This is a genomic window from Kordia sp., assembly GCF_022447245.1.
Taxonomy (GTDB): Bacteria; Bacteroidota; Bacteroidia; order Flavobacteriales; family Flavobacteriaceae; genus Kordia.
Map to the genome: position 1 here is coordinate 21,872 of NZ_JAKVBC010000045.1, position 13,101 is coordinate 34,972.

The 13,101-nt window shown below is 32.7% G+C and carries 12 protein-coding genes and 3 pseudogenes; 9 read left to right on the forward strand and 6 right to left on the reverse strand.

The genetic code is table 11. The features are described from left to right. Positions 1-104 precede the first annotated feature (104 nt). Complete coding sequence (locus MK119_RS21515) at positions 105-662, forward strand: VTT domain-containing protein (RefSeq protein ID WP_290683258.1); 558 nt, start codon at positions 105-107, stop codon at positions 660-662. Here MK119_RS21515 and MK119_RS21520 read toward each other — a convergent pair. Further along, entirely contained in the window at positions 655-2,859 is a 2,205-nt protein-coding gene (locus tag MK119_RS21520; RefSeq protein WP_290683259.1) for a response regulator, read from the reverse strand. The genes MK119_RS21515 and MK119_RS21520 overlap by 8 nt on opposite strands. A gap of 318 nt (positions 2,860-3,177) precedes the next feature. Between MK119_RS21520 and MK119_RS21525 the strand changes: the two genes are divergently transcribed. Both MK119_RS21525 and MK119_RS21530 read left to right on the forward strand, forming a co-directional pair. Further along, the gene (locus tag MK119_RS21525; protein WP_290683261.1) at positions 3,178-3,591 is read left to right on the forward strand and encodes a dioxygenase; all 414 of its coding nucleotides are present in this window, start codon (positions 3,178-3,180) and stop codon (positions 3,589-3,591) included. 17 nt (positions 3,592-3,608) lie between these two features. Continuing rightward, on the forward strand, positions 3,609-4,154 hold the full coding sequence (locus MK119_RS21530) for an aspartyl/asparaginyl beta-hydroxylase domain-containing protein (RefSeq protein WP_290683263.1): 546 nt from the start codon (positions 3,609-3,611) through the stop codon (positions 4,152-4,154). A gap of 84 nt (positions 4,155-4,238) precedes the next feature. Here MK119_RS21530 and ettA read toward each other — a convergent pair whose 3' ends face one another. Next, on the reverse strand, positions 4,239-5,930 hold the full coding sequence (gene ettA, locus MK119_RS21535; protein ID WP_290683265.1) for an energy-dependent translational throttle protein EttA: 1,692 nt from the start codon (positions 5,928-5,930) through the stop codon (positions 4,239-4,241). A gap of 659 nt (positions 5,931-6,589) precedes the next feature. Between ettA and MK119_RS21540 the strand changes: the two are divergent. From MK119_RS21540 to MK119_RS21565, 6 genes and pseudogenes are all read left to right on the forward strand, one after another. Continuing rightward, positions 6,590-7,240 (forward strand): annotated as a pseudogene (locus MK119_RS21540) (DUF4331 family protein). A gap of 35 nt (positions 7,241-7,275) precedes the next feature. After that, positions 7,276-7,833: pseudogene (locus MK119_RS21545) on the forward strand (DUF4331 family protein). Positions 7,834-7,949: 116 nt separating this feature from the next. Continuing rightward, complete coding sequence (locus tag MK119_RS21550) at positions 7,950-8,408, forward strand: hypothetical protein (protein WP_290683267.1); 459 nt, start codon at positions 7,950-7,952, stop codon at positions 8,406-8,408. Between the two features lie 125 nt (positions 8,409-8,533). Continuing rightward, positions 8,534-8,671 carry a hypothetical protein gene (locus MK119_RS21555; protein ID WP_290683269.1) on the forward strand — a complete coding sequence of 46 codons (138 nt, stop codon included), beginning with the start codon at positions 8,534-8,536 and terminating at the stop codon, positions 8,669-8,671. 4 nt (positions 8,672-8,675) lie between these two features. After that, positions 8,676-8,882, forward strand: a complete 207-nt coding sequence (locus tag MK119_RS21560; RefSeq protein WP_290683271.1) for a hypothetical protein — start codon at positions 8,676-8,678, stop codon at positions 8,880-8,882. A gap of 94 nt (positions 8,883-8,976) precedes the next feature. Further along, a complete protein-coding gene (locus MK119_RS21565; RefSeq protein ID WP_290683273.1) occupies positions 8,977-9,249 on the forward strand; it encodes a hypothetical protein in 273 nt (90 codons plus the stop codon). A gap of 87 nt (positions 9,250-9,336) precedes the next feature. Here MK119_RS21565 and MK119_RS21570 read toward each other — a convergent pair whose 3' ends face one another. From MK119_RS21570 to MK119_RS21585, 4 genes and pseudogenes are all read right to left on the reverse strand, one after another. After that, on the reverse strand, positions 9,337-10,044 hold the full coding sequence (locus MK119_RS21570; protein ID WP_290683275.1) for a hypothetical protein: 708 nt from the start codon (positions 10,042-10,044) through the stop codon (positions 9,337-9,339). Positions 10,045-11,016: 972 nt separating this feature from the next. After that, a complete protein-coding gene (locus MK119_RS21575; protein ID WP_366512855.1) occupies positions 11,017-11,757 on the reverse strand; it encodes an anti-sigma factor in 741 nt (246 codons plus the stop codon). Continuing rightward, positions 11,757-12,285: pseudogene (locus MK119_RS21580) on the reverse strand (RNA polymerase sigma factor). Before MK119_RS21580 ends, MK119_RS21575 begins: the two are co-directional and overlap by 1 nt. Before the next feature lie 143 nt (positions 12,286-12,428). Beyond that, the gene (locus tag MK119_RS21585; RefSeq protein WP_290683277.1) at positions 12,429-12,605 is read right to left on the reverse strand and encodes a CAL67264 family membrane protein; all 177 of its coding nucleotides are present in this window, start codon (positions 12,603-12,605) and stop codon (positions 12,429-12,431) included. Positions 12,606-13,101 lie beyond the last annotated feature (496 nt).

Below are 13,101 nucleotides of genomic sequence, written 5' to 3' on the forward strand. Positions count from 1 at the left end.
GAATCAGCTTGTAAAGATTACACTTCCAATTATACAATTTTTTAATTTTCCTCGTAACAATTCAGTAGCTTTGGCGTCTTGTATGCGAATCGAACTAAAACTTCATGAAAGAGAGTTATATTACGTTTTTTAGACGCTTTTGGATTGTACTTATTATTGGCTTTATCCTTTACAATATTATTTTTCCAGAAACATTTTCCAGAGATAATATTGCTACCAAAATTCAGTCGTATGGAAATTATGGTTGGGCAATTTTCTTTCTATGTCACTTAGTTCGTGGTTTTGTCATGCTACCAAGTACTGCGCTCATTTTTGCAGGTGTATTTTTATTTCCAAATGATTTATTTCTAGTATTATTGATTTCAGTAGTAGGAATTGTCATTTCTTCAATGATTGTATACTACTTTTCAGATAAGCTCGGTTTTTCAAAACTCTTTGATAAAAACACCAGAGCTTCTAACTTGGTAAAAGAAAAACTCTCGGGAAAATACGGCCCTTTGTTTATTATATTTTGGGCATTTTTCCCATTTGTTCCAACCGATTTGATTTGTTATACAGCTGGTGCTATGAAGATAAACTCTATTGTTTTTGCCATTAGTATTTTTATTGGCGAATTTATCTTATGTACCGTTTACATCTACGGAAGTTCATACTTTATATAATATTTACGTACAAATTTTTCAATATAATTTGATGGAATTCAGCCAAATCATAGGGTTTGATGATAAAGTCGTTTATACCTGCTTCGTAAATTTTATCTCGTATCTGATCTTCTTCAACTGCGGTTAATGCAATAATTGGTGTTGTTTGATCGGTTTTACGTATGCGTTTCGTAGTTTCAATACCATCTAATCTAGGCATATTAATATCCATTAAAATCAAATCATAAGTTTTAGCCTTTAGCAAATCTATGGCTTCCAATCCTCCTACTGCAACATCACATTGATATTCTCTACTTTGTAAAATTCGTTTTGTGATAACACGATTGATTTTGTTATCATCTACAACTAAAATACTTTTTTCTTTTGCATCAATAATTTGCTTAGACGCTATGTTGCTTTCAACGGAACTTGGCTTAGTGGTTTCTTCAAAAGTGATGACAAAACACAGCTCAGTTCCAATATTTTCTTCACTCTTTAAAGCAATATCACTATCAAAAAGTTGCAATAAACTTTTAACTATAGACAAACCTAAACCAGTTCCTTGGTAGTTTTTCTCAATCGGACGTATTTGAACAAACTTATCAAAAACAGTAGCCTGTTTTTCTTTGGGTATACCAATACCATCATCTTCAATAACAAATTGAATTGTATGATTTTTATCTTCTTTAGCTATCAATTTGATCAGAATCCAAATGTTTCCAGCTTCAGTAAACTTGATCGCGTTTCCAATAAGATTTATTAAAATTTGAGAAAGCCGAACAGAATCTCCTAACAAAATCTCTGGTATTTTATCATCTATTTCTACGTGAATTTTATTCCGGTTTTGATTCGCTGAGAAACTGAACGAATTGACAACTTCATTTACCAAATTCTTCAAATTAAAAGGAATACTTTCTAGCTTTACTCCTTGCGATTCAATCTTGTTAATTTGTAACACATTGTTAATAAGTGACAATAGGTAATTACTTGAGAACTTGAGCGATTTAAAGTTTTCATTATTTTTTAAATTCGGGAAATCTTCAGACAATAAGGATGTCAATCCTACTACACCATATAATGGCGTCCGTAATTCGTGACTTACAGTAGAGAAAAATTGTGATTTCAAATTTGCCTGCGCTTCTGCTTCTATTTTAGCTTCTCGGAGTTCTGTATTCTTCAAGCGAAGTTTTTCTAAGGCTTTGTTTCTGAACTTATAGTTCTTAAACATATTAATCAATAATAAAATCAATATGAAACCTGCAATCATTAGCACATACGAAATTTGTTGAGATTTTCTAATAATGGTTTCCTGCGACTTTTGTTCTTCTTTAACTAGTTCTAAATCTCTCTTGTAGTCATCGACCGAAAACTTTGCTAACGCTAGTTGATTTTCCTTTATTTTGGACTGTTCAAAAAGAGTATCTCTGTATTTTAAATGCGTTTGCAAGAAATTATATGCCTTTTCATGCTTTCCTTGCTTTTTTGCTAAAACTGCATATTGTTCATAAATCTCTATCAACTCTTCGAGCAACTCTTTATTTTTAGCATATTTAATCGCCTTTTTAAAATAGTTTTCTGCCAATACAAACTTGTCTTTGTTCATGTAATAGCAAGCCAATAAGAAATTGATTTGAGCTTTCGCCGAATCATCTCCATGATTTGTAAAAATCATATTCTCAGATTTTACCAAATATGGAAATGCAGTATCATAATCGCCTTTATCAATATACGTCCAGCCTATATTTAAAATTGGAGTTAAAATTTCGAAAGTATCTTTTATTTTTTCTGAATAACGCAACGATTCTTTATAGTAATAAATTGCAGAATCTATCATTTTTAAGCCTTCCGAGTATACATTTCCTAAATTATTATATACCCAACTTTGAAGTGTATCATTTTTGCTATTTTTTGCAAAACGAATTGATTTCATAAAGTTTTTCTTTGATTTAGAAAAATCTGAAATGCCTTCGTAAGCCAAACCAAGTTCATTATAAAATAACGTCAAATTATAGTAATCGTTTGCTTGGCTAGCATATACGATTCCAAGGTTAGCTGCTTCAATAGCTTCTTTATATTTATACTTTGAAAAATAAGAAGTTGATATTTCTAGATATTTTCGAATGCTATCGGAGGACTTGCTTTTGTCTATCTCTTGACTCTGCAAGGGAAGCACTATCAAAAAGCATAAAAGTATGGTAGTGTATACAGTTTTTTTCAAAGATTCGGGTTTTAAAAACACTCTTAAAATACGAAAAAATACTATAGCAAAATAGTATCTGTAAATTCTTAATAAGAATTTGAACTTATTACAACAGTATTTTAATTGTCCAAATAATGTTCAATTCTTAAAACATACACCTATCTGCTAATTGCCAATATTCATCTGTTCTCTATTTTTAATTGTATCTTTAAGAAGATCTATAACAATTCAAAAATTATTTCGATTGAATCAAAAGGAATTACTCCCAAAAAGATGCTATCTTACGACACACCATGGATTGAACAAACGTTGAATTATATAAAAAATAACTAAGTTATGAATGCTTTTCACTACGCTTTTAAAGTAAAAGATATTGCATCGACACGTAAATTTTATGTGGAACTTTTAGGTTGTACCGAAGGTCGTTCTACAGAACACTGGATTGATTTTGATTTTTTTGGACACCAATTGTCAGGACATGTAAGCGACAACATTCCTAAGCTGGATTATTGTGGAAAGGTAGATGGGGTTAGTGTTCCAATTCCTCATTTTGGCTGTTTGTTGACGATTCCTCAATTTGAAACTTTGCAAAATACCTTTGAAGCAAATGACATTCAATTTGTAATAAAACCACAAATTCGCTACAAAGGGCAAGCTGGTGAACAACGCACGATGTTTGTCTTTGATTTTAGTGGAAATCCACTAGAATTTAAAGCTTTTTCTAATGAAAATGAAGTGTTTGCCAAATAATTCATACTTTTAGGAATATGAATGCGCTTAAACTACCTTTACAATTTGCTCCCGATGTAATGAAAAAAGAGCTTGCTCAATTTTCAAGAAAAGACTATCAAGATATTTACAATCCTTCTGTGCAATTGGAAACTTTGTGGCTAAAACACTTTATTGAACCTACACTTGGTCCAGATGGTTTACCTGTTTTTTTACCAAATGCAGCGTTGAAAAAATGTCCATATCTCAAAGCTGTTTATGAAATGTTTCTGTGCCAAGTAGAAACCTTTCGTGTGCATACATTAGATCCTGGAGCAAGCATTCAAAAACACACTGATTCTGGTTATAGTTTTGAACATGGAAAAGTACGTCTACACATTCCTGTACAAACCAACGATCAGGTAGAAATTATCTTAAATGGCGAACATATTCGCATGCAACCTGGCGAATGTTGGTACTGTAATTTTCATTTAGAGCACGAAGTAAGAAATAATAGTAAAGAACCACGCATACATATCATCTTAGACTGCATTGTCAATGATTGGTTAACACATGTTTTTAAGCAGGTGGAAATGCAATCCTAGCAATCATAAAACCCTCACATTTCTGCAAGGGTTTTAGAGTTTTTATGATGAGATACTGAATCAAGTTCAGCATGACGAAATCATTTATCTAATCAACTTCTTATACTTAATACGCTTCGGCATCAAGTCGCCACCTAAGCGTTTCTTTTTGTTTTCTTCATAATCTGAGAAGCTTCCTTCAAAGAAATATACTTGTGAATCACCTTCAAAAGCTAAGATATGTGTACAAATACGATCTAAGAACCATCTATCATGCGAAATTACAACTGCACAACCAGCGAAGTTTTCCAAACCTTCTTCCAAAGCACGCAAGGTATTTACGTCTAGGTCGTTTGTTGGCTCATCAAGTAACAATACGTTTCCTTCTTCTTTTAAAGTCATCGCTAAATGCAGACGATTTCGTTCTCCTCCAGAAAGTGTGCTTACTTTTTTGTTTTGCTCACTTCCTGAGAAATTAAATCGACTTAAATACGCTCTTGAATTTACTTGCTTTCCGCCCATCATGATTAATTCCTGCTCATCTGAGAAGTTTGCCCAAATTGATTTTTCAGGATCAATATTGGAATGCGATTGATCTACATATGCCAATTTCGCTGTTTCACCAACTGTAAATGTTCCTTTATCTGCTGTTTCTTCTCCCATAATCATTCGGAAAATGGTTGTCTTTCCAGCTCCGTTTGGACCAATAATTCCAACAATTCCTGCTTGTGGTAAGTTAAACTCTAAGTTTTCATATAATAACTTATCGCCATACGCTTTGGAAACACCTGAAGCTTCTATCACATTTGTTCCTAAACGTGGTCCGTTTGGAATATAGATTTCCAGCTTCTCTTCCGTTTGTTTTTGATCTTGATTTAATAACTTGTCATAATTTTTCAAACGTGCTTTTTGCTTTGTCTGACGGCCTTTTGCTCCTTGTCGAACCCATTCTAACTCTCGCTCTAATGTTTTCTGACGCTTAGAAGCTGTTTTACTTTCTTGAGCCAAACGTTTTGCCTTCTGATCTAACCAAGAAGAATAATTTCCTTTCCAAGGAATACCTTCTCCTCTATCCAATTCTAAAATCCAGCCTGCAACATTATCCAAGAAATACCTATCGTGCGTTACAGCAATTACGGTTCCTTTGTATTGTGCTAAATGATGCTCTAACCAATGTACTGATTCTGCATCCAAGTGGTTGGTAGGCTCATCTAATAATAAGATTTCTGGTTCTTGTAATAACAAACGACATAGAGCAACTCTACGACGTTCTCCTCCAGAAAGCACTCCAATTTTCTTATCAGGATCTGGCGTACGTAAGGCATCCATAGCAATTTCTAACTTGGTATCTAATTCCCAAGCATTGGAAGCGTCAATTTTATCCTGTAATTCCGCTTGCTTTGCCATCAACTTCTCCATTTTATCTGCATCAGAATACACTTCTTCCAAACCAAACATATCGTTGATTTTATTGTACTCATCCAATACAGCAACCGTTTCTGCTACACCTTCTTTAACAATATCTAATACTGTTTTTTCTTCATCTAATTGTGGTTCTTGCTCCAAATATCCAACATTATAACCTGGCGAAAATGTTACTTCACCTTGATAGTTCTTCTCTACTCCAGCTATAATTTTAAGTAAGGTAGATTTACCAGAACCATTTAAACCGAGAATCCCGATTTTAGCTCCGTAGAAAAAACTGAGGTATATATCTTTTAAAACTTGCTTGTTAGTACTTTGATAGGTTTTGGAAACCCTATTCATGGAAAAGATAACTTTCTTATCGTCTGACATAATTATGCTTTAATTTAATTGCTTATATAGCAAATATACATAATGAACTCGTTTAAACTTTTTCTATTTGCTAAAAAATGGATCTTTTTGACACTGTTTTCTTCTTTTTTTCGCTACGTATTGCCGCTATTCAACTCAGAAAAGTTTTCAATCATTTAATTTTTACATCTTTCAAATCTAAAATACATGTGTATTTCGATAGATGATTTTTATAAAATACACGGCTGTAATACGATTATCATCAAGGAGGTTTTGTTCTTTTCTCTTGACCTTTTATTCAATTCATCAAGAGGTTTTGACATTTTGCTACCTAGAAAAATAAAGTTTACTAAGTATTAAACTTTATTTTGATACGTATTAAATATATTTTTCTTCACTTGAATAAATACAAATAGTCTTCTGCTTTTTATCAATTTCTCTTGAGAAGAAAACATAAACGTAAAGTAGTTTTCAAACTATTCAAAAGAGATTTATCCAATTTTCTTCAAGCTGAACTAATATTTCATCTTCATACAGACTGTTTATCAAACATTTAAACCATTAAACACATACATTTAGAATCTTTTTTACATTTTTTTTCAGTTTTAGAAAACCATCTTCTCATTTCACTCGTATATAAAAGCGTAAACAGTAAAAATCTATTTAAAAACTTAAAAATTATGAAACGAGTAACAACCATTCTGGGAATCAATATTGTATTGATAGGAAGTTTCTTTTTAATTGTTGCTGATCATATTGATGCTCCAGCAGAACAAGGAACTAGTTCTGACATTACCGATTTCTAAGCCTTTCAAGGAGAAAACAGCAACAATATTGCTTTTGTTGTAAACACACAAGGATTATTGAGTCCAGCAGCTACAGGAAATGCCGCATTCGATGAAAACACATTGATTGAAATTAATATTGATAAAACAAGAGACAATATTGAAGATTTGGTCATTCAAGCAATTCCAAGAGGAGACCAAATGTACTTTTTTGGTCCTGCAGCACCTAGCGCAACTGGATTAAACAGCGATATTGAAACTTCTGGAACTACTTCGTCCGTAGACATTACACAATACGGAAGTAATACCGTAATTGCTACAAATAACGGAATGCAGTTTTTTGCAGGCCCGAGAGACGATCCTTTCTTTATGGATTTTGCTCAGTATGGTGAAATCATCACAAGAAACGCTACGAGTTTTAACGATCCGGGAACAGATACATTTGCAGGTTCTAATGTATTATCAATCGTAATAGAAGTACCAAAATCACTCATTGGAGGTTCAAGAACAATCAATGTTTGGACAGAAGGAAAAGAAAAACAATAATCAATCAACAATTACACTTATAAAAACTATTAAAAATGAAAACTATACAATCTATATTCGGAATGGCAATCTTAAGCATGTTCTTGTTCACAAGTTGCTCTTCTGATGATAATACTATTACAATTGATAATATGCCTGATTTTTCAGGAACATTTGCACAACAAGACCAAATGGGAAGACCTGCGGTAAATACTGTTTTTGTATCTGCGGCAAGCAAAGATTCCTTTAATACCACAATTCCGTCATAACAAAATGCCGCTTTTCAGAATTTATTTCAAACCAATTTAACAGCATTGAGTCCTGCTTTTACTAATCTTGGTGATCAGAATGCTTTGGGGCAAGATGCAACAGCATTTACTGGTTTGTTAGCGACCGATGTTCTCAATGTTTCTTTGGATGGAACTACTACTTTTTATGATGAAACGAATGTATCAACAGGTCGTGCTTTGGCAGATGATGTTATTACTGTAGAATTACTATTAATTTTTGGCGGCGAAGACTTCACAGAAAACCCAACACTTTCTGATGATCGTATAGACGCCAACGACAAACCTTTTTTGTCCTCATTTCCATACTTTGCCACACCCTGTTAATCTGATTTGCTATCAGAACATTTGGAACTTACAATTTAACGTATTTTTTAGTTGAACGATCACGCTAGATGCTCTCTGTTTTTTAAAAACCAAATTCAAACTGAAAAATTAATCTAATGAATACCAAAGTCGCCTTTCAAATTATTGGAGTTTGTTCTCTTCTTACAAGCTGCACTTCAACTCCATCACAAAAAATTACAGCTTCTGAATCATATAATGCATGTTTAGAAGTTGCTGAAAATACAACGGTTGAAACTGCTACCGAAATTCACAAATTTTGGTCAGAAAAACTCGAAAAAATGCCGGATCAATATCCGTATCATAGCAAAATTGCGAATGCGGAAACACAATTGTTTGACGCCACAGGAAATATTACACATTTAGCAGAAGCTGCTCGTCATTTGGAATTGGTGAATGAACGCACCAAGTATCAAAATGCCAATTACATTCGAAGTCTAGCTCGAAACTATATTTCACAACACCGCTTTCAGGAAGCACTCGTATTACTTCAAAAAGTAGAAGTGTTGGGTGAAAATCTACAAGCCACAAAAAAATATTGTTTGATGTGCATTTAGAATTGGGAAATACAAAGGAAGCTTCCATCTACCTCAACATTTTTAAGAATGAAAATAGCTTTGACGCTATGATCAGACTTTCTTAATGTTACGATCATTAAGGAAAATTACTCGCAGCCATTAGGATGATGGAGAAAGCTGTGAAAAAAGCAGAAGATGCCAATAATATAGCATTAAAGCAATGGTCCAATACCAACTTAGCTGATTTTTATGGGCAAGCAGGTAGCATTAAAGAATCGTATGCACATTACACATTGCTTTAAAGCTTTGGCACTAAATCCAAACGATGCGTATGCTAAAAAAGGTGTTGCGTGGATTGTGTTTTCGCATGAAAAAAATCCTGAAGAAGCCTTGCGAATTTTAAATACCATCATGTCACAACACAAAGCACCTGATTATTACTTATTGAAAGCTGAAATTGCAGAATTTATGGGAAAAGAGCAGAAAAAGAACAAAACATTCAAGCGTTTGTAAAAGCGATTGAAGATGAAAACTATGGTGTGATGTACACGGCATATATAATTACAGTGTTGGATGAAGAATTGAATGCTACTAAAAAGCGCTGGAAATGGCGCAACAAGAAGTGGAATTGCGTCCTGCGGCACAAGCGTATGATTTATTAGCTTGGACCTATTATCTAAAAGAAAATACAACAAAAGCGTTGGGAATTATAGAACAGCATGTGATTGACAAAACCCTTGAACCTGTAGCAATGTATCATTTAGCAGAAATACTAAAAGCAAATGGAAATATAACTTTTATACAAGATATAAAATCAGCATTGTTGGAAAGCAGTTTTGAACTCGGTCTGGTGATGACAGAAAAAATAGAACAACTATAACTCTTTGTTAATTATTAAAGAACTAACTTTTTGTTAGACACTTGGTTTTTATTCAAAAGGCACTTTGTGATGAAGTGTCTTTTTTATTTATTCTTCTATGGTTTCAATTGGCGGCGGTGGCAGAGGAATTAAATTGGTTCTTTCCAAATCTAATCGTATTGTTAATGGGAATGTTTCTTTTAAAAAATTTAATTCTTTGACATTTAAATCACATATTTTTTTGGAAAAGATTTCTTGTGAATAACTTTTATAAATCATATTATACCCTTGTTTAATATTCGTAAATACTTTTTCAATACTATCTTTGGGAGCATTTTCATACCAACAAATGGAAGTTTTATTTTTGTAAATCACCTCACCATCAATATAGTTATCACGCATCCAATATTTTATAGAATCTATAAGAATGAGTTCATGTTCCATTAATAATAAACCGTTTTTATTTAATAAAGCTCGAGCCTCATGACGCCTTATAAAACAAATTATCATTGCATTATTACACATTTTATTATATTTAACTTTTACCATATCCCCATTCGTTAATGTTAATCCAAAAACTACAAATTCTCCACACACATTTGTGCTTAGTTTCTCTTCTAAAGAGCGAAGTAATGATTTCGTTTCTAATTGATAATCTACTTTTATTTTTTTGAGCGAATCTGCCACTGAAAATAGATGAACTTCATTCGGACAGTGTGTAGTAGTATCAATATTAGAAACTTGTTCTTTTTGCTTGCATCCAACTAAAAAGAGAACTAAGAATAAAAACGGAACTGACAGTTGTAGAGTTTTCATGAAAATGATTGGTTTGTTCTTAGTTCTTCCCAAAAAATTATACCATACACATTGACTTTTATATAAAGGATAAGTAAAGTTTATTGTTTAAAAAGTTGGCATACAAATACACTATTTTTTTAAAATTATGACAAAAACAAATTCTTAATTATACAAAACCGACTGCTAAACATTTTTTTTAAGTATTTCATTTCCTTATTGAACCCTATTAATCAAAATCTTACATTATAAAAAAAAGAAATTTTAAATCATTAACACTCAACAAAAAGTCAATTTCTAATTTTGAAGTAACTGCCGCAACTTTTGGTGGACGTGGCGCAAGTGAGCGACTTACCGAATGTAGAAATGATTATTGTATCCGTTTTAGCTAGTTGTTCTGTGTATTGCTAAACAGGTATGACATAAATATCTTTGAAAAGAAAAGTGAACCAAATTGGTTCACTTTTTATTTTTAAAAATCTAAAAAAAAACTGATATCCTGATAATTACGGTTTTTTACGTAACAACTTCTCACTACATTTTTTTAACTTAAAGTATTGTCCAACTTCAACTTTTTACAATCATAAAAAAAATTAAAGAGTCTACAATTTAAAAAAACAGACGATTTCTAAATTAAATGGAAAGAAGATTTATGGAGGAACGGATCCGCAATTTACCAAAGAAAGTTGTCCACCGAGTTTTGTGCATTACCCGACTAGAATTCCGCATCAATGTCCAGATCCTACAGAACTACCAGATTGTCATCTTTCAGAAGTTCCTGAATGCCATAACAATTTATCATGCGAAACCGACTATTGTGATTAAAAACTAGTAATGAAAAGGGAAATATCAGTTTTGAAAAGCGGTTGCTTCCACTAAGCTAATCGGGAAGTAGTTCGCTTTTCTTTGTGCAATTTTTTCAGGATTCGAAGCCACAACACCAAGCGTATACAATTGCTCTAATGTTGGCGATTCGCTTCCGCCTGCTGGTTCTTAGGTAATTCCAAAGGCTTCTGATTCGTTTGCGTTCTTTAAATCAAACACTTTGTCTTGATCTGTGGTAAAGTTTTCTATGATTCCCAAACTTATTGGCGTCAACGGATCTAATTTTAAAGACCAAACCTGATACACTTTTCCTGCTGGCAGTTCTGGCAATCCTTTCAAGTCTACATATATATTATTAGATTTTTTATCCCAATATACCTTAGCATGCGAATCTGGAGAAACTACTTTTCCGCCTAGTGGCACTGAAATGATGTCTTTGGTTCGTAACACATCTAGCAATTCGTTAGCTGCTGTTAAATCATTATTTGCTTTATAAATCTGCTCTTTTAGCGCTTCTCTTTCTGCGCGCACTGTTTCAATTTGAGATTCTAAATCAGGTTTTAACATCATGGTAAATACCAATCCTGCCGCAAACACAACAGCTGCTGCCCAACCTACATAGCTAAATATCGAACGTTTCTTTTTCAGTGGAATCAAAGGAATATCATCTGAATCATCAGTATTTGAAAGATTTAACTTTTCTCTGATAACATCAAAACTTGTAACAGTTTTTCTAGTATCTGTAGCTGCAGTAAGGTTTACAATAGTCGCTTCAATGGAAAGTACTTCTTGCTTTACTTCAGGATACTTTTGCATAATGGCATGCACTTGCTCGTTTTCTTGTTCATAAAGCGCGACTGCTACATACAGTTCTAATATTCCAGATACTATGTATTCCTTGCTATCCATTATTCTTCCAGTGCTTTTCTAAGTTCACTAATGCAATTTCTATTTCTAGTTTTTACAGTTCCTAAAGGTATTTCGAGGGTTTCGGCAGTTTCCTTTTGTGTAAATCCTCTAAAGTAAATTAAATAAAAATTTGCTTACACTTTTCGGCAAGCTTTCCTATATATTTTTTTATACCAATGGCATTGATTTTTTGCTCTAAATTATCATTACTATCAATATTATGTACGAAGAAATCAATGTCTTGGTTTTACTGTGCATTCTTAAATGATTTTGAACGGACTTTATCAATGGCAGCATTTCTTGCAATATTGAGCAACCAGATAAAAAAACGACCTTTTTAGCGATATATGCATCCGATTTATTCCAAGCTTTTATAAAGACATCTTGCATAACTTTAGCCGCAATATCGTCATTTTTAACAATAGTGTTTATAACACCAAAAATACTTTCATTATACATTTCGTATAACTTTTCAAAGGCTTTGGCGTCCTTGTTTTTAAATTGCTCCATAAGAGTATCTAACTCCATGAAGTTACATTGCTTCTACAGAAAGTGTTGTCGTTTTATACAAAGAGTTAAAGCTACATTTTTTTGCAAATTCTACATTTTTTCCCATAAAAAAACTTCCTAAAATGGAAGCCTTATCATGTCATAGTATAGTTGTTGTTGCGCTACACTCTACCTTTTAATGCATTAAAAACCCATGCAATGGCAAAAAATCCTATTCCAACAGCTGCAAATCCATATCCCGCAACATCGTCATATCTAAAAGCTCCAAGAGCAATTAAACCCATGCCTACTAAGATCATTATCAATGTAGCCCAACCTAATACTGTATTTTTGTTCATTCTCATAATTTGATATTTTGGCAGATCTCCAATACAACTCCACTCCGTGTAGTGTATTGCAGTCAGGCTTTCGGCTTATCTTTTTTTTATTATTTAAAAACAAAATTTACTGATATTTAAACATATAAATAATAGCAGAATGCCCAGTTGACGCTTAATCGTATTCGTTTGTGTATTCTTATTTCATTAAGTTATACTTTTCAAAAATATGGATAAATCTTTAAATTACTTTGCTTTTTTTAAACAAAAATAACTACGTAAAAAGATTACGTATGAATATTTTAGTTTAGCAAAGTAATTAATCGATTTTAAAATATTCAAAATGACTTCAGAAGAGAGCTTTAAAAGAAAAAATACACTGCCTATAAGTTCATACACAAGAAATCCACCAACAATACTATAGCTGTAAGCTTCCCCATTTTTGAAGACTTACCCTTTTTCGGACAGTTCTAAATTAAACAAAATAGATTACAAAGGGGCTAGCCCCTTTGTAAAT